Raw genomic sequence first — 19,451 nt, 5'->3', positions numbered from 1 at the left:
ATGGCGATAAGGCGCGGACGCGGCGTCGCCGCGATCAACTACCCGACGGGCATGAATCTTGGCGGCGACCCGACGCAGGCGCTGGTGCATTCGACGCCGACCGGCAATTTTATGGTCACACTTTCGTCGGTCGATCTCGGCCAGGGCCTGAAGCAGATCATGGCGCAGATCTGCGCCGAGACCATCGGCGTGCCGACCGACCGGGTCACCATCGACACCGCCGACACCGACACCGGCCCGCACTGCATGGGTACCTTCGCCTCGCGCGGCACCCACCGCGCCGGCAATGCCGTCATCCAGGCGGCCAAGGAAGCGCGCCAGGTGATGTTGGAAGTGGCGGCGGAAGAGCTGGAGGTCAACGCTTCCGACCTTGAGACTGACGGCCAGGGCAATATTCTGGTCAAGGGCGCGCCGCAAAAGTCGATCTCGATCTTCGATGTCGCCTTGTCGGCGCATTTCAAGCGCGGGCGCTCGATATCCGGGCGCGGCATGTTCCTGATCCCGCGCTCCTATCCGGAGAAAGAGACCGGCGCGATGAAGCCGTCGACCTGCTACGCCCATGCCTGCACGGTGGCCGAAGTCGAGGTCGATGACGAGACGGGCGAGGTTACGGTGCTGACCGTGAAGAACGTCTTTGAGATCGGCCGCGCGCTGAACCCGAAAATGGTCGAGCAGCAACTGGTCGGCGGTTCCTGGATGGGCATCAGCCACGCGCTCTACGAAACGACCGAGCCCTATTATCCCAACCGCGACCATGGCGGCACCGACTTCAACCAGTATCTGATGCCGGGACCGGGCGATCTCGCCCAAACCGAGATCATCGTGCTGGAGCGGCCGTCGGCGGATGGTCCTTACGGTGCCAAAGGACCAGGCGAAATGTGCGCGAACCCGCAGATCCCCGCGGTTGCCAATGCCGTCTTCGACGCCGTCGGCGTGCGCATCGACACGCTGCCGATCACACCGGAGCGCATATTGCGCGCGCTGAAGGCGCAAGCGGCGAACTGAGGACGACATGCAGGAGCCGAATGCCGAGAATGTCGCGACCTCGCCGGAGGCGGTGGCACGCCACCTCGCTGGATCGCGCTACCTCGCCGACGACAGCCTGGCCACCGCCATCTTCCTGGCCATACGGCTCGGCAAGCCGCTGCTGCTGGAAGGCGCGCCCGGCGTTGGCAAGACCGAAGCTGCGAAGGCGATCGCGCAACTGCTTGGCCGCGATCTGGTGCGGCTGCAATGCTATGAAGGCATCGACGCAGCACACGCGCTCTACGAATGGAACTACCAGCGCCAGCTGCTCGCCATCCGCCATGCCGGCGAGCATGAGATCGACATCTATGACGACCGCTTTCTGATCGCGCGGCCATTGCTGCAGGTGCTGCGGGCGCCGGAGCAGCGCGTGCTGCTGGTCGACGAGATCGACCGCTCCGACCACGAATTCGAAGCGCTGCTTCTCGAATTCCTTTCCGATTTCCAAATCAGCATCCCTGAGCGCGGCACGATCCGCGCCGAGGCGCAGCCGATCGTCATCCTGACCTCGAACCGAACCCGCGAACTGGCGGAGGCGCTGCGTCGGCGTTGCGTCTATCACTGGATCGGCTATCCCGACGCCGAGCGCGAAGCCGCCATCATCATGCTGCGCGCCGGCAATGTCGCCGAGACCACCGCGCGCGCCGTGGCGAATGCCGTGCAGTCGATCCGCGCGCGGCCACTGGCCAAGCCGCCCGGCATCTCCGAGGCCGTCGAATGGGCCAACGCCGCCACCATACTGGAGAAAGGCGGCAGCCCATGGCCGCAAGCCTTCCGCCGAGCCATCGGTGTGCTTATCAAGGACGAGGAGGATTTGTCCGCGATCGCGCCGGAGCTTGGCCAGATTGTCGAGGAGGCGCTGGGGTGACGTGTGAGGTCAACAGCTCGTTCATAGCGAGGTGGCCTCACCTGGGCACTCAGCAACGCTGGCGGGACAGCGCCCCCCTCTGTCCTGCCGGATATCTCCCCCACAAGGGGGGAGATCAGCCGTCATCCTGGCTTTCGCCAATCTCCAGCGGCGCAGAAAGAACCGAAGCGCCAAAGCTGCTGATCTCCCCCCTTGTGGGGGAGATATCCGGCAGGACAGAGGGGGGCGCGAAGGAATGATGCGTCAGGGAACCCTTCCTCTCGCCTCCGCGCCCTTCCTCGACTTCGCCCGGCTGCTGCGCCGCCACGCCTTTGCCGTCGCCCCCGAGCAGGTCTGCAGCTTCATGCAGGCCATAACCCTGCTCGGCCCGCGCTCCATGGCCGACATCCGCGAGGCGGCGCTCGCAACGCTTGCCCCCCCGCCCGATCGCCGCGGCGAATTCGAGGCGCATTTTCGCAATCACTTCCATGGCGATGGCCAACCCTCGATCGAAGGCGAGGAAGACGAGGAAACCCGCATCAAAGACGATCACGGCACGCGCCAGGAGGAGAAACAGACGACGCGCCAGGAGAAAGGCGGCGAGCTGTCGTCGGGCCTGGAGCAACTGAGCACGCGCGATTTTCAGCGCGACGATGACAGGCTGACCGCCTTTCGCCGCAAGCTGTCGGCTGCCCTGCCCGCCCGCCGCTCCTTCCGCACCGTGCGCACCCATTCGCGCGGCAAGCTCGACCTGCGCCGCTCGCTCAGGGAAATCGTCAGCGCCGATGGCGATATCCCCTCGCCGCAGCTCCGCCGCCGCCAGACGGTGCCGCGCAAACTGCTGATCCTCATCGACGTCTCCGGCTCGATGAAGCTGCACACATCGGATTATCTCAAATTGGCGCACGCCGCCGTACAAGGTGCTGACCGTGCCGAAATCTTCACCTTCGGCACGCGGCTCACCCGCATCACGTCCGCACTGCGTATCCGCGATCGCGACCAGGCTCTCGCCCGCGCGGCGGCACTCGTCGACGACTGGGACGGCGGCACGCGCATGGGACCGACCCTGCTCGCCTTCCTCTCGGTGCCCCGTTTCTCAGCCTTCGCCCGCGGCGCTGCTGTGATCATCCTGTCGGACGCGCTGGAGCGCGGCGACCATGCCGATCTCGAGACCGCGATACGCCGCCTGAGCGCCCGCGCCTTTCGCCTGTCGCTGGCCACACCGCTGGCCGGTGACCCGCGTTTCCTTCCCGCCACGGCAGCACTCCGCGCCATCCTGCCTGATCTCGACGATCTCATCGACGGCTCGTCGCCCGGGAGCCTCACCGATTTCATCCTGTCGCTCGCCCGCCCTGCCCCGGCGGCGTCGGCAATCTGGAAAAGGGTATCGTGATTGCAGAAAGCCATCGACGCGCATTTCCACATCTGGCGCCAGCAGGATCAGCCCTGGCTGGTCGGCCCGATGGTGCCGCGCATTTTTGGCCCCTACGAGCCGATTCGCCGCGACTATCCGATCGAGGAATTTCTCGCCGATCAGCAAGGCGCAGGTGTCGAGAAGGCCGTCTATGTCCAGACCAACTGGGCCAAGGAGGATTTCGAAAAAGAAGTCGCCTTCCTGCAGAAGACTGCCGACGAGACCGGCTGGCCGCACGCTATCGTCGGCTATACCGATATGACTGTCGACGATGTCCGGCCCCAGATCGATCGATTGAAAAAGTACCCGCTGCTGCGCGGCGTGCGCATGCAGCTGCATTGGCACGAGACGCCGGCCTTCCGCTTCGCTGCCTCGGCCGATCAGGTCATCGACCCCAAGGTGCGGGCCAATGTCGCGCGGCTTAAAGACTATGGCCTGTCCTTCGACCTGCAGCTTTTCCCTGCCCAGATGAAGGACGGGCTGACGCTGGTCGGCGAGAACCCGCAGATCAACTTCATCCTCACCCATGCCGGCATGCTGACCGGCATGGAGCCGGAAACCACCGAGGCCTGGAAAGCCGGCCTGAGTACTCTATCAACAGCGCCGAACTTCTACGCCAAGCTGTCGGGCCTCGGCACCTTCGCCCACCGCAACGATCCGGCGTTGATTGCCTACATCGTCGACAATGCGATCGACATTCTGGGCGCTGACCACCTGATGTTCGGCTCCAACTTCCCGATAGAGAAGCTCTGGACCAGCCACGCCGAACTGATCAAGGCGCATCGTGCAGCCGTGGCGAAGCACGGTCCGGTGGCGGAAGCGGATATCTTTTGGAATACAGCAGAGAAGGTTTACAGACCGGCATAGCGCACGCTTTCCCTTCTCCCACAGGGGAGAAGCGAAAGCCGCCCCTCACTTCACTTCAAACTCAGGATCGACCGGAATCTGCATCGCAGTCACCAGATGGTTGGTCTGCCCGGCCAGCCCGATGATCGACGCCAGCTCGCCATGCTGCGCATCGGTCAAGCCTTTGGCGCGGGCAGCTGCCGTATGCGAATGGACGCAATAGGAACAGCCATTGGCGGTCGACACAGCGATGTAGATCATCTCCTTGGTCAGCGGGTCGATGGCGCTTTCCGTAGCCATCACCACTTTCACCTGGTCCCATGTCCGTTTCAGCAAGGCCGGATCGTTGGCCAGCCCGCGCCAGAAATTGTTGACGAAGTCCGACTTGCGCGTCGCGCGGATGTCATCGAACACAGCCTTCGCAACCGGGATTTTTTCGACCTCAGCATCGCTGAGGAGTTTTGTGGCGGCCATGGCGTTTCCTTTCGTTGAATCGGTGGATCAGGGTTGAATCAGGTCTCGAGCAAGGGCGGCTAACCGGCTATTCCGATTCGGTTTTTGATGCTGACAGAACCATGGCGATTGGCCGAAGCATCTCAGCTTCGTCATTCACGGGCGAAGCAGGCGCGAAGCGCCGTCGCGGAGACCCGAGGATGACGAAGGCGCTGAGGCCTTCGCCAATTGGCGACGTATGCGCACCCTCAAACACCGACCAGAAACCTAATGAACCGCCGCATACATGATCTTCTCCTCCGTCGCCTCGGCGGGCGAAAACTCCTCGACCATGCGGCCCTGCCGGCACACCAGAATCCGGTCCGACAGGTTCATGATTTCCGGCAGGTAGGACGAGATAACGACCACGGCCAGCCCCTCATCGGCCAGCCGGTTGATGATCTGGTGGATCTCGGCGATGGCGCCGACATCGACGCCGCGCGTCGGCTCGTCGAAGATCACGATACGCGGCTGCTGCACCAGCCCCTTGCCGATCACCACCTTCTGCTGGTTGCCGCCGGAAAGCTCGACCACGCGGGCATTGTCGTTGATCGCCTTGATGTTCAGCGTCTTCGTCCATTCAGCGGAAAGCGTGCGCATCTCCTGCTGGTTGATCACCCAGGCCTTTTCGCGGCCCGCCGCCAGCAGCCCGCCGAACAGGTTCTCGGCGATGCCCATCGTCTCGAAAATGCCCTCGCTCTTGCGGTCCTCGGTAACATAGACGATGCCGTCGGCGACCGCCTCACTGGGCACGAGATAGCGCACCGGCCTGTCGTCGAGTTCAATCGCGCCACCGCGCAAAAAATCGCGCTTGTAGATGCCGGAGACGATCTTGAAGGTCTCGGTGCGGCCGGAGCCGATCAGCCCGAACACGCCGGTGATCTGTCCCTCGAAGATCGAGAAGGAGGTGTTGCGCACGACATTGCTCATCGAAATGTCCTGCACCGACAGCACCTTCTTGCCGGCCTTGCGCAGCTTGGCCTCGTCGCGCTGGCGATAGATCTGTCCCGACAGTGTACGCCCGACCATGGCGGCGACGATCTTGTCGCGATCGAAGGCCGATGTGTCGTCGGTTATGACCAGCTCGCCATCGCGCAGGATTGTGATGCGGTCGGCGATCATCAGCGCCTCTTCCAATGCATGGCTGATGAAGACGATCGAGACGCCGTTCGCCTTCAGCCGCCGGATCAGCGCGAAGAAGTGCCGCTTCTCCTCCGGCGTCAGCGTCGCCGTCGGCTCGTCGAAGATGATGATCTCGGCATTGTGGTGAACGGCGCGCGCGATCTCGACCATCTGACGCTTGGCCGCGCCCAGCGTCGCCACTATGGCGTTGGGGTCGACCGGAAAGTTCAGCGACTGCAAAAACTGCTGCGCCGAAATGTAGGTGCCGCGCAGCCGGTTGAGGAATTTTTCGGTGCCGAGATAGAGGTTTTGCGCCACCGTCATCGACGGCACCAGGCTGGTCTCCTGGAACACCATGGCGATGCCGGCCTCGAGCGCCGCATGCGGCGACGCATAAGCGATCTCGCGGCCTTTGTGGAACATCTTGCCTGAGGTGGCGTCGACGACGCCGGCGATGATCTTGGTCAGCGTGGATTTGCCGGCGCCGTTCTCGCCGAGCAGCGCGTGGATTTCGCCCTTGCGCAGTTCGAAGCTGACTTGTCTGACCGCGGGCACGCCGCGATAGTTCTTGGTGACATTTTCCAGGCGCACGATCGGTTCCATCAGAGACCTCCTGCGTCGATGGCCAGCACGCAATCGCCGCCCCTGGAGGCGATGAACAGGCGGCCGTCCGTTTCCGCCACGCTGCAGATGCCATGGCGCGTGCCGTCGGCGCGGCTGTGCAGGCTGAATTGCGGCTGCATGTTCTGATCGAGCCTGACCACCAGCCCATAGGAGCGGCTCGGCGACCAGGGCTTGTGGATGCCCATGGTGCGGATGCCGCCGCATTGCAGCGGTTCGAGGAAGCTGCGATTGGAGGCCAAAGCCGGCGCGATCCAGTAGGCCGGCGCCACCTGGTCTAGCATGTCGCGCCGATAGTGGGTTTCCTGGAGAACGAATTCGATCAGCCGGTTGCGTGGCGCGAACAGAGCCAGCCACGCGCCGCCATCGCCGGCCGGCGCGAGGCGCGCGGGATAGCCGGGCAGATGCGTCAGCACGGTCGAGCGGCTACCGGTCGCACCATCGAAGCGAACGAGCTGATGGCGCCAGCTTTCGCTGACCAGCACATCCCGCCCAATGGGATGCAGCCCATAGGGAAAGGCGATATCGCCGGCCACTTTGCGGAACTCGGCGGCGGCCGCGTCCCGCCTCCAAAGCGAACCGGACGCGCCCTTCTTCATCAGGTCGGCGGCCCATTGCGACGGCGTGTGCTCAGCCGAGCCATTGGCCAGCCACAACGTGCCGTCGTCTGCATAGGCAAGCGCGGTGATGCAGCTGACGCCGGCCGGCAGCGAAACCTCCTTGTCGGCAACCAGCAGCTTGCCGCTTTCCAACCCCACCGTCAGTTCGCCCGACAGTGATAGAGCCAGCGCCGTGATGGGGGAAAGAAAGGTCCCGACAACCTTCGGCTCCACCCCTGCAAGCGAATATACCCCATTGCCGCTGGAAACGAGCAGCCGGCCATCGGCAACCAGAAGATTGTCGGGCTCCGTCAAATCGGCGAACACTGGCGCCTCGTCCAGCCGCGTGTTGGGACGGAAGGCACCGTCGAGCGGTGGGATGGTCACCGCCTTGCCACGAAACAGGTCGAGCACAGGATCGAGGATCATGGCTTCGCTCCCCAATAAGAAGCGGAACTGGTCCAGTTCGGGTCGGCGCCCGCAATCTTGTAGCGGCCGATGCGGTTGTTGAGGATGCCGCCGACGAACAGGAAACCCTTGTGCTCGCGCATCGAGGTGACCATCGGATGCGCGCCGCCGGTGAGGTCGCCCATCGCCTCGACAATGCCACCCTTGTCGTCGAATTTCACCACGCCGCCGGTGTTGATGTTGGGGAACAGCCACTCGTCCTGCGGCAGCCGGCGCGTCATGCGCTTGCGCATATCGGGATGGCGCAGCGACAGGTCGAAGCTGGGCGTGCGCATGCCGAGCCACGCCATCCAGTAATTGCCGTCGGAGGCGCGGTTGATGTTGTCGGGATAGCCCGGCATGTCGCGGATGACGCATTCGGCGGCGCCCGCCTTTGGCCCTTCCAGCCAGTAGCGGTGGACGCGGCAGGCCCAGCTCTCAGCGAAGAACAGCGACTTACCGTCATGCGCCATGCACACGCCATTGGTGTAGCGGTAGCCGTCGAGCAGTGTCTTCGTCGAACCGTCCTTCGGGTCATAGACCAGCAGCCGGCCGGTGGCGCGGTTCTCGATCGAGTCCAGCGCCCAATCGTGCGCGTCATAGCGCTTGGTGGAGTCAGTGAAATAGATGCGCCCGTCCGGCGCGATGTCGCAATCATTGGGGTCGCGCAGCCGCGCATCGTCGACGATCGAGGTCCAGGAGCGCGACGTCTCGGCGGACAGGCGCTTCACTTCCCGATCCGGCGAGACGGAATAGAGCCCCATGGCGCCGACGCAGCTGATCAGATTGCCCGATTTGTCGAAGGCCAGGCCCAGCGGAAAGCCGCCGATGTGGGCAAACACCTCCGACTTAACGTAATCCGGCGCGAAGAAGCGGACGATCTCGCCATGGCGCGTGCCGCAATAGAGGTGATCGTCGCGGTCGAGGATGACGTCTTCCGGCCCTTCCAACTCGCCGAGCCCGATATGGTCGGCCGCCGACAGCCGGTTGTCGAGCGCGTAGGGCGTGCCTGAGCCCGGCACCGCAGACTGTGTCTCGCCCATCTTGAGATAGACCGGCGCGACATAGACTTCGTTGAGCACCTTATGGCGGTTCTTCAGCCAGCGGATGTCGATCGCCACCGCCACCGCCAGCATGATGCCCAGCACCATCTGGTTGGTGCCGGTGCCATAGCCCAGCCGGATCAGCCCGTTGGTCATGGTCAGCACGATGATGGCGCCCATCAGCCCCTTGATGACCGAGCCGCGGCCACCACCCAGGCTGACGCCGCCGACCACCGCCGCCGTCAGCGCCATGATCTCAAGGTTGAGGCCGGTGCCCGGCCCTGCCCCACTCAGGCGGCAAGCGATCAGGAAGCCGCCGATCGAGGCGCAGAAGCCGGAAAAGACATAGGTCATGAACACGGTGCGGCGCACGCGAATGCCGGCATTGTGCGCCGAGCGCCTGGAGCCGCCGACCGCCAGCACATGCCAGCCCGGCCGTGAGCGCGTCAGCGCGATATGGGTGACGATGGCAAGAATGATCGCCAGCCACACCGAGACCGAAAGCCCCCAGAAGGTGCTGTCGCCGATGAAGTCGAGCACATCGGATGTCGCCTGGGAAAGCTGCACGTCTGCGGCATAGGTGGTGACGAGAATATCGAACAGCGCCCGGCCAAAAATGAAGGTGACCAGCGTAGTCAGAAAGGCGCGCAGCCTGAGATAGCCGACGAGGTAGCCGTTGACGGCGCCGAAGATGAGGCCGGTGGCGAGCGATGCCGCCACCGCCAGCCAGATAGACTGTTCGAGAATGAAGAAGACATAGACGGCGGAGAAGCAGGACAGCGCGAAGATCGAACCGACGGACAGATCGATGCCGCCGCCCAGCATCACCACCGTCATGCCGGTGACCACCATCGAGAACTCGCCGAGCTGGCGGGTCGATTCCTGTAGCGAGGTCAGCTTGAAGAAGCCGGGAATGATCGAGCCGAACACGCTGAGCGTCGCCACCAGCGCCATGAACGGAATGGCGTTGTCGGTCCAGCGTTTTGTCAGGATTTCGCCGACCAGATGGTCGGGCACGAGATTGTAGCGCCAGGACTGGAGGCGTTCGCGAAAGGACATCGGCGGCTGCTATTCCATGAGGGAACGAGGTGACCGGATTGTCCAGCCACCTCGTTTATTTCAGTCGAAAAAGCGCGGCTTACTTCGCCGCCGCTTCGGCCTGCAGCGCCTTCAGGTCCCAGCAGCTGTCGGGCTTGAGGTCGGCCTTGGTCGTAGCCTTCTCCAGTGTGTAGATGTAGGTGTGCGACGTGCCGGCCGGCTGGCCGCTCTGCAGCAGGAACTTGATGATAGCGTTCATGTCGCCGGACTGGCGAGCCAGATCGGTCATCACCACGGCGCCGTAAGTTCCGTCCTGCAATTTGTCGCAATCTGCCGCCTTCTCGCCGCCGCCGGTGGTGACCAAAAAGACCTTGCCGTCGAGCTTGGCGTCGCGGATGGCGGCGGATGCGCCGGTGGCGTCGCCATCCCAGAAGTCGATGATCGAGCAGATGTCGGGGTTCTGCTGCAGCATTGTCGTCGTCACGTTGCGCGACGTCGTCGGATCCCAGTTGGAGTCGGGCTTGGCCACGACTTTGAAGTCGGGGTGCTTCTCCAGCACCTTCATGATGCCGGCATACTGGTAGAGACTGGACGAGTTGGCCTGATCACCCTGCACAAGGCCGATCTTCTTCGACGAATTCTCGCCGCAGCCCTTGATCGCCGCTTCGGCCTCGAGTTGGCCGAGCCGGTCCCAGTCACTGCCGACAAAGGCGTCGGCCGGGAAGTTGGCGGGGTTGTCGACCAGTATGACGTAGGTTCCGGCAGCCTGCGCCTTCTTCATCAGCTTGGAATAGGAGTTGAGGTCCGGCGCATGGATGATCAGCACGTCCGGCCTTGTGTCGGACGAGATCGCGTCGGTGATCGCCTGTGCGCCGGCATCGACGACCCAGTTCGGATCGCGTGTTTCGAAGGTGCCGCCCCAGGCTTCGACTTCCGTCTTCAGATAGTGCGACCAGCCCTGCGCAAGGTCGAAGCCCATCGCCAGCGGCACCAGCATGACGCGCTTGCCCTTGAGCGCCTGCGCGTAAGCGGCCGGGCCCGGATCGTCGGCGGCGAAGGTCGGCGCGACGAAGGCGGTAGCGGCAAGCGCCGTGGCGGCGGCCATCAGTGTTCTGATCAGTTTCATGTCACATCCTCTGTTTTTCACTTATTGCCGGCCGGTCGGCATGACCCGGTCGGGTACCCCTTAGATGTCGCCCTGCTGCGCGGTCTGTTCGTCACGCGGATTGATGATGCCGTCGACGATGATGGCTCCGAGCAGGATCGCCGCCTTGATCAGGTTTTGATAGAGCAGCGGAATGTCGATGATGGTCATCGCGTTCGACAGGATGCCGATCAGTGCAGCGCCCACCAGCACGTTGCGCACCCCGCCCCGCCCGCCGGAAAGGCCGATGCCGCCGATCACCGCCACCAGCACGATGTCATAGAGCAGCGTCGAGTTGACGACGCGGGTGTTGATCGAATGCAGGCTTGCCGCCGTAAGCAGGCCGGCGATCAGCGCGACAAAGGCCGAAACCACATAACGCAGCACCAGCATTGGCCGCACCGGAATGCCGATGTTGCGCGCGGCGACCGGATTGTCGCCGGCGAAATAGATGTAGCGGCCCCATTTGGTGTAGCGCAGGAACACGAAGAACAGGAAGGCGAGCCCGGCGAAGACGAACACTTCGATCGGAATGTCGAGGAAACGCAGGCCGCCGAGCAGCTCCACCCAATGGCCCTGAGGCACCGGCACCGCATCCTGCGTGATCAGTTGCGAGCGGACATAGCCGAAGACGAAGGAGCCGGTCGCCAGCGTCACGAAGATCGCCGGAACGTCGGCATAAGCGACGAGAAAACCGTTGAGCAGGCCGATGGCGAGCACGCCTGCCAGCACATAGGCGAAGGCGAGCCCATCAGGCGTTCCGGCGTTGAGCAATTGCAGATACCAGGCGACCGACATCGCCATGATCGCCACCGCCGACAGGTCGATGCCCCTGCCGATTATGACGACCGCCATGCCGAGCGCCAAAATGCCCAGCACCGACACCGAGCGGACGATGGCAACGAGATTGTTGGGAGCGATGAAACCAGGCAGCCCAATGGCAGCGGCGACGAACAGCACCACGGCGATGGCAAAGACAATGCCTTCCTGATTCAGGCTCCTGACATTTGGCCAGCCAATCGTGTTCATGTCTGCATTCGCCCCGATGGCAGCTCTGCCACCCCTTCCGAAGAAAGCTAATCGGCTCGGCGCCGCTTCGTCAAATGAATCCGCGCTCGGAACGCCCGTTGGCAGTGATAATCTTCCAGTGGACGCACCGATTGCTAGAACTGGCGCAATCCTAGGAAAAGGCTGCGCTTTTGGCATTTGGTTGCGCCATTGCGTGTATGCGCGAAGGTGCCGTTCTGAGGCGAAAGCACAAGGCGGAATTAATTGCCGCCTGAGCGGCGAAAATCGCGAATTCAGGTCCTGGTCATGTGGCCTGAAACTTCGGCGCCTGCACCGGGCGGCAGCACGAGGAACCGCAACGCCGCCACCAGCCCGATGGCGCCGATGACCAGGAAGGCGATGCGAAAATCGACGAGGTCGAGCGCCGGCCGGCCCCTGACGATCTGCGACAGGTTGAGGATGGCAGCCGCCACCGCCACGCCGAACAGCATCGATATCTGCTGCAGCATGGAGGACAAAGTCGCCGCCGAGTTGCGCTGCGCGGCATCGATGTCGGCGAAGGCCAGAGTATTCAGCGCCGTGAACTGCATCGAGCGCGTCAGGCCGGCGATCAGCATCAGCATCACTACCAGCGCCTGCGGCGTTTCGGGCGAGATCGCCGCGCAGGCCATGATCGAGGCCGAGGCGATCAGGCCGTTGACGACCATGACCGTGCGAAAACCAAAGCGTCGCAGCGTCGGCGTCGTCACCGTCTTCATGCCGAGATTGCCGAGGAAGTAGGCCAGGATCATCAAGCCGGCATCGACCGGCGAAAGGCCAAAGCCGACCTGAAACAGCAGCGGCAAAAGGAACGGCGTGGCGTTGATCGCCACGCGAAAAATGGTGCCGGCGGCAAGCGTCGAGATGGCGAAGGTCTGCACCCTGAACGCGCTGAGATCGAGCAGCGGATGCGGCGCGCGCCGGAGATGCCGCACCGCCAGCCAGCCGATGACGATGCCGGCGGCAACCAGCAGCACGGCGGGCAAGGCGCCGTCTTCCGGATGTGCGATGCGCTCAAGGCCGTAGAGCAGCAGCGCGAGCCCCAGCGACGTGAGGAAAAACCCCGGCCAATCCAGCGGCTTGGGATCGGCCGCGCGGTCGCCCGGAATGAAGCGCGCGACCAGCGCCAGCCCGACGAGCCCAAGCGGGATGTTGATGAAGAAATTCCAGTGCCAGGAGAGATAGGTTGTGATGAAGCCGCCAAGCACCGGCCCGACCACGGGCGCAAACAACGCCGGCCAGGTGATCAGCGCCGTGGCGTTGAGCAGCTCCGATTTCGACGCATTGCGCAGCACCAGAATGCGCCCGACCGGCGTCATCAGCGCGCTGCCAAGGCCTTGCACGACACGGGCCGCGACGAACTGGGTCAGATTTTGCGAGAAGCCGCAGGCCAGCGAGGCCAGCGTGAACAGTACGATCGCCAGCAGGAAGATGTTGCGCGCGCCGAAGCGGTCGGCAAGCCAGCCCGACAGCGGCACGAACACCGCCATGGTCAGCATGTAGGCGGTGATGCCGATGCTCATCGCCACCGCCGGCACGCCGAAGGATTGTCCCATCTGCGGCAGCGAGGTCGAGATGATCGTCGAATCCAGCAGCTGCATGAAAAAGGCGATGGCGACGATCAACGCCACGCGCCGCGCATTGCTGGCGGTTACGGCGGAGGCCTCGGTGTCGGGAACGGCAGTCATGGCGAACCGCGTTGAACAGCATATGGCTGGCCCCGTCCAGAGCTTATCCAACAAACTTCCGTGTCGGCTCGCAGCCTGTTATGGATGGGCGGGCGGCCAAGGACATTGCATGAAGCCTATCTATATCGATTACCTCAATGCCCTAGATATCGAAGCCCTGGAGATGACCGACGGCGAAATCATTGCCGCTGTCGAAGCCGGGCTTATCGCGCAAGGCAATGGCCAGACGGTGATCGAGCCGCGCGTCCATCTTGAACCCGACCCTTCCTTCCATGGCCATTTCAACGTTCTGCGCGGCTACGTTGCGCCGCTCGACACGGCGGGCGTGAAAATCGTCGGCGACTATGTCGACAATTATCTGCACGGGCTCCCTTCAGAATTTGGCATTCTAAACCTGTTCGATCCGCGCACCGGCACTCCGCGCGCCATTCTCGACGCCACCGTCATCACCGACATGCGCACCGGCGCCGTTACCGCCATCGGCGCCAAACATCTGGCGCGCAAGAACTCCAAGGTGCTGGCCCATATCGGCGCGCGCGGCACCGCCTACTGGAATGTGCGCCTGCTCGACCATCTCTTCGACTTCGACGAGATCCGCGTCCATTCGCGCCGCCCGGAAAGCCGCGACGGCTTCGCTGCCAAACTCTCGGCCGATCTCGGCAAGAAAGTTACCGCGGTTGCCGACTGGGAAAGCTGCATCAAGGGCGCCGACATCGTCGTCGAAGCCTCACGGCTGCCGGAGCCGCAGCCGCTGCTCAAGACCGAATGGATCAAGCCTGGTGCACTGGTCGTGCCCTACGGCACGATGAGCGCGGTGGAGCTGTCGCTGACCGACATCATGCAGAAAATGGTCGTCGACGATTGGGGCCAGTGCAAGGGCGGCAAGTTCGGCTCGCTGCGCGCCCATGTCGAAACCGGAAGGCTGAGCGAAAAGACGCTGCATGCCGAACTCGGCCAGATCGCCGCCGGCCTCAAAGCTGGACGCGAAAGCGACGACGAGACGATCCTATTCTGGCATCGCGGCCTGTCGCTGTCCGACATTGCGCTGGGCAAGGCGATGCTGGCCAAGGCTGCTGATAAAGGCATCGGCCAGAGGCTGCGCTTCGCATGAGCGCGCTCGTCCTCACCGGCGCCGGCGTCAGCGTCGAGGACGTTGCGCAGGTCGCCCGCGGCGGCCGCAAGGTCGAGGTTGAACCGACAGTCATCGAGAGGCTCGACAAAGCGCGAAAAGTGCTCGATCAGGTCGCCGCGTCCGGTCAGCAGATTTACGGCCTCAACACCGGGCTCGGTGCCAATCTCGGCACGTCGGTCGAAGGCGATGCTAGTGCCTTCCAGCGCCAGTTGCTGGAAGGGCGCAGCGGCGCTGTCGGCGAACCGTTGCCCCAAGAGGCGGTGCGGGCGACCATGCTTGCGCGCGCAGCGATGCTGGCAGTCGGCGGCTCCGGCATTTCGCCGGCGGCTTTCACCGCCCTTGTCGATGCGCTCAATGCAGGCGTGCATCCGGTAATGCCGCAGTTGGGCTCGATCGGCGCCGGCGATCTCGTGCTGATGGCGGCGCTCGCCCGTCTGCTGACCGGCGACGGCGAAGCTGACTATCAGGGTCGGCGCATGCCGGCGGCCAAGGCGTTGATGATGGCGCGGTTGGCTCCGATCAGCCTGGCGCCGAAAGACGGCCTGTCGCTGATCAACGCCTCGGCGGTATCAGCCGGCACTGGCGCGTTGGTACTGGCCGACGCGCTGTCGGCCTTTGCGCAACAGCAGCAGGCGGGAGCGCTGACCATGGAAGGGTTTGGCGCCAACCGCACCATCCTCGATCCGCGCCTGCATCTGGCGCGGCCGGCAGCCTGCCAGCAACTCGCGGCCAAGGGCCTGCGCGACCTGCTTGCCCGTGACGAGGAGCCGGCGCCGACCACCTTGCAGGACCCGTTGTCGATCCGCTGCATGCCGTCGATCCATGGTGCATTGATCCAGGCGATCGATCAGGCGCGGCTGGCGCTGGAGATCGAACTCAATGCCGCCGCCGACAATCCGCTGGTGCTGGGCGATGACGGGCTGGTTCTGTCGACCGGCAATTTCCACACCGCATCGCTGGCGCTTGCCTTCGAGACGCTCGGCCTGGCGATCGCGCAATGTGCCGCGGCAAGCGTTGCCCGCTTCATCCAGCTCGCCGGCTCCGGCCGCAACGGCCTGCCAAAATATTTGTCACCGGTCGGCGGCGCCTCGGCCGGTTTCGTGCCGCTGCAAAAGACCGCAACGGCAATCCTGGCCGGCATCCGCCACAAGGCCAATCCGGTGATGCTGGATTTCCTGGCCGTGTCCGAAGGCGTAGAGGACCACGCCACGCAGACGCCGCTTGCCGTGTCGAAATGCGCCGGGATGATCGCGCTGTGGCGACGGCTGATCGCCTTCGAACTGATGGCCGCCGCACAGGCCGTGGACCTGCGCGACGGTCTCAAGCTGGCGCCCGGCACAGCAGCGGTCCATACCGCGGTGCGCGCGCATGTAGCGATGCTCAGGGAGGACCGGCCGCTGGGAACGGATGCCGAGGTGCTCCATGCCATGCTCGCTGACGGAACATGGCAAGGTGCAGCGATGATCGGCAAGGAGGCCGAGTAGTTAGCCCTTTGCGTCCACCCGTTTCATGAACAGGCTGAGCTCGGCCGGATCCATGCGCACGACATGCCTGTCTTCCGGATAGGCGCCGCTATCGACGTCGGCAACGTACTCGGAAAACGCCGCGACGCGTTCCGCCTGCAGACGATCGTACTCGGCGGCGAAGTTGCGGTAGACCTTGGAATGGCGCGGCATGTGGCCCCGGTTCTGGCCAAGAATATCGTCGGCAAACAGATATTGCGCGTCGCAGCCGGTGCCCGCACCCATCGACAGCATGATCAGCGAGGTCCGTTCCGAGATCGCCTTCGCCACCTCGATCGGCACCACTTCGATCTCGGCGCCGAGAGCTCCAACGGCCTCATACTGCTTGACCGCCTCAAAAATCTGCATGGCGGTGTCGGCGGTCTTGCCGACGGCCTTGAAGCCGCCGGTCCAGGTGGCGCGGGACGGAATGAGGCCGACATGGCCGATGACGGGGATCGCGTCGTCGGCGAGCCGCTTCACGGTGGCGAAACCGGCGCTGCAATAAACGGCGTCGGCGCCGGCCTTGTAGAGCCGGAACGCCCAGCGCAGGAAATCGTCCGCCGTGCCGATCTCATAAAAATTCTCGCCCGGCATGGTGAACAGGCTGGGCGCCGCATCGCGATACTCAGGGTTGAGCACCAGCTCGGGCGGCACCGAGACGATATCGACCCCTGCCCGCTCGGCAGCCTCGGCCTCGTCCATGGTCAGGACGCGCAGCATGGTCAGCTGGCGCTTGCCCTTCATGGCGCGCAGATCGGCGACGGTCGGTCTCTTTCGGCTCATCGGGATGTCCCTGTTGGCTGGTTGCTTTTCCCGGTCACCTTACCGGCCCCGTAACAGGCCGGATAGAAGGCGGGTGGTTTATTCGCTACTCGGCCGCCGCCGACATATCGAGCTCGTGAAATTCACCGCGTAGGGCCGCGCCGTCGGCGGCAATTCGCGCTTGAGGAAATAATCCTCGTACCGCAGCTGCTTCAGCAGCACCGGCCAGACCTCGCGATAGGCATGCCACATGGACGGGTTCGCCGCCGGCAGGTCGTGCTTGACCAGCTCGTGCAGCCTCGGCAGCGCATGGTAGGGCACCATCGGAAACATGTGATGCTCGACGTGGTAATTCATGTTCCAGTAGATGAAGCGGCTGACCGGGTTCATGTAGACGGTGCGCGTGTTCAGCCGGTGGTCGACGACATTGTCGGCCANGTAGATGAAGCGGCTGACCGGGTTCATGTAGACGGTGCGCGTGTTCAGCCGGTGGTCGACGACATTGTCGGCCAACCCGATATGCTGCAGCAGGCCGGTCAGAACCATGTGCCAGCTGCCATAAAAACGCGGCAGGCCGATCAGCACCAGCGGCAGCCATGAACCCAGCGCGATCGCGAGGGCGATCGTCGCAACGTACACGGCGACATGCCAGCGCGCCGCCGTGATGGCCTTGCCCTGTTCGGTCTCAGGAATGTAGCTCTTTTCGTCGTCCGACAGCTTGCCCAACGCCTGGCGCGCCAGGATCGGCAGCGAATAACGGAAATCGAGAATGCCGGTGAAGGCAAGCGCCGCCTTGACCAGATTTGGCGGCCGCATTACCGCGATCTCGGCGTCACGGCCGACGATGATCGTGTCGGTGTGATGCCGCGCATGGCTCCAGCGCCATTGCACCGGATTGCGCACCACCATGAAGCTGGCGATTTCGTAGATCGCATCGTTCATCCAGCGTGTGCGGAAGGCGGTGCCATGGCCGCATTCGTGCCAGCGCGAATCGCTCGACGATCCATAGAGCACGCCATAGACGAGCAGGAACGGCACCACCCACCACGTGCCCCAGAACCACACGATGCCGGCGGCCGAGCCCAGGATGGCTGCGATCCAGATCACCGTATCGCGGATCGCCGGCCCGTCGGAGCGCTGCATCATTTCCTTCATTGCCTTGCGCGGCACGTCGGTGTGATACCACTCGGCCGAGGCCAGCCCGGTCTCGATCGCCCGGCGGGTGCTTTCGCCGACCAGGCCGTAATCGCGCTTTGTCTTGGCCGTCGCCATCACCGTCTCGCCCTGCCCTTAGAGACCGTTGGCGCGGAATTTCCCGTCGAGGAATGTCTTTGCGCGCGGCACGTCGTCCTCGGTCAGATGCTCGATGATAACAGGGATGTTCGGGTGCTTCTCACTGAGCCGCTGCAGATAGAGATCGTAATTCAGCGATCCCAGCCCGGGCGCCGGCAGCTCGATCTCGCCGACGCCGCNCAGATAGAGATCGTAATTCAGCGATCCCAGCCCGGGCGCCGGCAGCTCGATCTCGCCGACGCCGCGGAAGGTCAGCCCCTCATGCGCGTCCGCGTCGCCGATATCGGCATGCTTCTCGGTCTTGTCGCTGCCTGAGCGCTTGACGTCCTTGGCGTGCGCGATGCGGATCTTGTCGGCCAGCGTGTCGAACACCTGGTTCAGCACCTGGTCCATGCGGTCGATATTGTGCGCCTCGAAATAATTGGTCGGATCCATCAGCAGGCCGAGGCCCGGATGGTCGACCTGCGCGAACATTTTGACCGTCTCCTCGACCGAACCGACGACATTGTTGACATAGGTTTCGAGCAGGAACACCGCGCCATGGTCGTAAGCCGTCTGGGCAAGATCCGAGATCACCTTGCGGCATTCCTCGAAGCCTTCCTCGGTCTTGTTTTTGGGATGATGCACCCAGTCGGATTCGGTGTTGTAGGTGCCGGTCTCCGAGATCACGTAGGGCGAGCCGAAGTCGCGCGCATTGCGGATGATTTCCTTGAGATAGCCGACGCGCTTCTCGCGCTCGGATTTGTCGGGATGGATGATGTTGGTGTAGCCCGAGATGCAGCAGACCGGCAGATTGTGGTCGCGAAACGTGTCGCGCACTGTCCTCGCCTTGTCCCCGGTGATCTGCCCGGCCGTGAGATCGACATCCCTGAAATGCATGTCGAGCTGCACTGTGTTGAAGCCGAGTGCACGGATGCGGCGGGCGGCCTCCGCCAGCTCATAGGGGAAATAGCCGGTGAAGATACCTGCCTGCATCATGATGTGAACTCCTCCCGGTAAGCGATTCAGCCGCCACACTATTCGGCGGCATGTTCAGTCGATCGATATCTCGGACAGTTTGACGGTGCGGCCTTGCGCCATCGAGCGGTAGCCCGCCTCGACCAGTGCCATTGTCTTGACGTTATCGGCGACGGAGAGCGCCGGCGGCGCGCCTGTCTTCACCGCATGCTGCAATTGCTCCATCACGCCGATGAAGGCATGCGGGAACCACATCGTGTCCCAGCTCGGGCTGACCCATTCGCCGCCGGTCGTCTTGGTCGACGCATAGGTCAGCGTCGAGGCCACGCCTTTCGGCCAGCCGATCGTGCCTTTGGCGACACCCTTGGTGCCGTCGACGCGCCAGTTGATGTGCTGGTCGTCCTCATAGCCCTCCTGGCGCGGTCCGG

General features: G+C 63.7%; 15 protein-coding genes and 2 pseudogenes. 6 read left to right on the top strand and 11 right to left on the bottom strand.

Annotation, left to right across the window (positions count from 1 at the left end):
- The 4 genes from X730_RS1000000169110 to X730_RS149245 all read left to right on the top strand — a co-directional run bounded on the left by X730_RS1000000169110 (nt 1) and on the right by X730_RS149245 (nt 4,154).
- Nucleotides 1-1,005, top strand: a complete 1,005-nt coding sequence (locus X730_RS1000000169110) for a molybdopterin cofactor-binding domain-containing protein (RefSeq protein ID WP_023699673.1) — start codon at nt 1-3, stop codon at nt 1,003-1,005.
- Between the two features lie 7 nt (nt 1,006-1,012).
- Nucleotides 1,013-1,894: a MoxR family ATPase gene (locus X730_RS149235; protein WP_023826541.1), complete on the top strand. Its 882-nt coding sequence runs from the start codon at nt 1,013-1,015 to the stop codon at nt 1,892-1,894.
- A gap of 235 nt (nt 1,895-2,129) precedes the next feature.
- Nucleotides 2,130-3,266: a VWA domain-containing protein gene (locus tag X730_RS149240; RefSeq protein WP_023752948.1), complete on the top strand. Its 1,137-nt coding sequence runs from the start codon at nt 2,130-2,132 to the stop codon at nt 3,264-3,266.
- On the top strand, nt 3,267-4,154 hold the full coding sequence (locus X730_RS149245) for an amidohydrolase (RefSeq protein ID WP_023687944.1): 888 nt from the start codon (nt 3,267-3,269) through the stop codon (nt 4,152-4,154).
- A 45-nt stretch (nt 4,155-4,199) separates the two neighbouring features.
- On the opposite strand, the gene X730_RS149250 is transcribed toward X730_RS149245, so the two are convergent.
- From X730_RS149250 to X730_RS149280, 7 genes are all read right to left on the bottom strand, one after another.
- Complete coding sequence (locus X730_RS149250; protein ID WP_023736013.1) at nt 4,200-4,607, bottom strand: carboxymuconolactone decarboxylase family protein; 408 nt, start codon at nt 4,605-4,607, stop codon at nt 4,200-4,202.
- Between the two features lie 246 nt (nt 4,608-4,853).
- A complete protein-coding gene (locus X730_RS149255; protein ID WP_023826540.1) occupies nt 4,854-6,350 on the bottom strand; it encodes a sugar ABC transporter ATP-binding protein in 1,497 nt (498 codons plus the stop codon).
- Complete coding sequence (locus X730_RS149260) at nt 6,350-7,396, bottom strand: hypothetical protein (RefSeq protein WP_023826539.1); 1,047 nt, start codon at nt 7,394-7,396, stop codon at nt 6,350-6,352. Before X730_RS149260 ends, X730_RS149255 begins: the two co-directional genes overlap by 1 nt.
- Entirely contained in the window at nt 7,393-9,516 is a 2,124-nt protein-coding gene (locus tag X730_RS149265; RefSeq protein WP_023826538.1) for an SMP-30/gluconolactonase/LRE family protein, read from the bottom strand. The genes X730_RS149260 and X730_RS149265 overlap by 4 nt, the downstream gene beginning before the upstream one ends.
- Nucleotides 9,517-9,595: 79 nt before the next feature.
- Nucleotides 9,596-10,621 carry a sugar ABC transporter substrate-binding protein gene (locus tag X730_RS149270; RefSeq protein ID WP_023668177.1) on the bottom strand — a complete coding sequence of 342 codons (1,026 nt, stop codon included), beginning with the start codon at nt 10,619-10,621 and terminating at the stop codon, nt 9,596-9,598.
- A 60-nt stretch (nt 10,622-10,681) separates the two neighbouring features.
- Nucleotides 10,682-11,668 (bottom strand): ABC transporter permease, encoded by a 987-nt coding sequence (locus X730_RS149275; protein ID WP_023826537.1) that lies wholly within the window; start codon nt 11,666-11,668, stop codon nt 10,682-10,684.
- A gap of 272 nt (nt 11,669-11,940) precedes the next feature.
- Complete coding sequence (locus X730_RS149280; protein WP_023826536.1) at nt 11,941-13,374, bottom strand: DHA2 family efflux MFS transporter permease subunit; 1,434 nt, start codon at nt 13,372-13,374, stop codon at nt 11,941-11,943.
- 109 nt (nt 13,375-13,483) lie between these two features.
- Between X730_RS149280 and X730_RS149285 the strand changes: the two genes are divergently transcribed.
- Together X730_RS149285 and hutH are read left to right on the top strand one after the other, a co-directional pair.
- On the top strand, nt 13,484-14,485 hold the full coding sequence (locus X730_RS149285; RefSeq protein ID WP_023746982.1) for an ornithine cyclodeaminase family protein: 1,002 nt from the start codon (nt 13,484-13,486) through the stop codon (nt 14,483-14,485).
- The gene (gene hutH / locus X730_RS149290) at nt 14,482-15,990 is read left to right on the top strand and encodes a histidine ammonia-lyase (protein ID WP_023815628.1); all 1,509 of its coding nucleotides are present in this window, start codon (nt 14,482-14,484) and stop codon (nt 15,988-15,990) included. The genes X730_RS149285 and hutH overlap by 4 nt, the downstream gene beginning before the upstream one ends.
- Here the strand turns inward: hutH and X730_RS149295 are convergent, their stop codons facing one another.
- The 4 genes and pseudogenes from X730_RS149295 to X730_RS0133890 form a co-directional block, all read right to left on the bottom strand.
- Nucleotides 15,991-16,794, bottom strand: coding sequence for a 3-methyl-2-oxobutanoate hydroxymethyltransferase (locus X730_RS149295; RefSeq protein WP_023682254.1), 804 nt, complete (start codon nt 16,792-16,794; stop codon nt 15,991-15,993).
- A gap of 85 nt (nt 16,795-16,879) precedes the next feature.
- Nucleotides 16,880-18,045: pseudogene (locus X730_RS14120) on the bottom strand (fatty acid desaturase family protein).
- Nucleotides 18,046-18,063: 18 nt separating this feature from the next.
- Nucleotides 18,064-19,044 carry a sugar phosphate isomerase/epimerase gene (locus X730_RS149300; protein WP_023826534.1) on the bottom strand — a complete coding sequence of 327 codons (981 nt, stop codon included), beginning with the start codon at nt 19,042-19,044 and terminating at the stop codon, nt 18,064-18,066.
- Between the two features lie 54 nt (nt 19,045-19,098).
- Nucleotides 19,099-19,451, bottom strand: a pseudogene (locus X730_RS0133890) (gfo/Idh/MocA family oxidoreductase); the annotation flags it as partial.

It is taken from the genome of Mesorhizobium sp. L103C131B0, from assembly GCF_000502275.1.
Taxonomy (GTDB): Bacteria; Pseudomonadota; Alphaproteobacteria; order Rhizobiales; family Rhizobiaceae; genus Mesorhizobium.
Note: the sequence above shows the minus strand (reverse complement) of the source record. Positions and strands in the feature narration are given on the sequence as shown.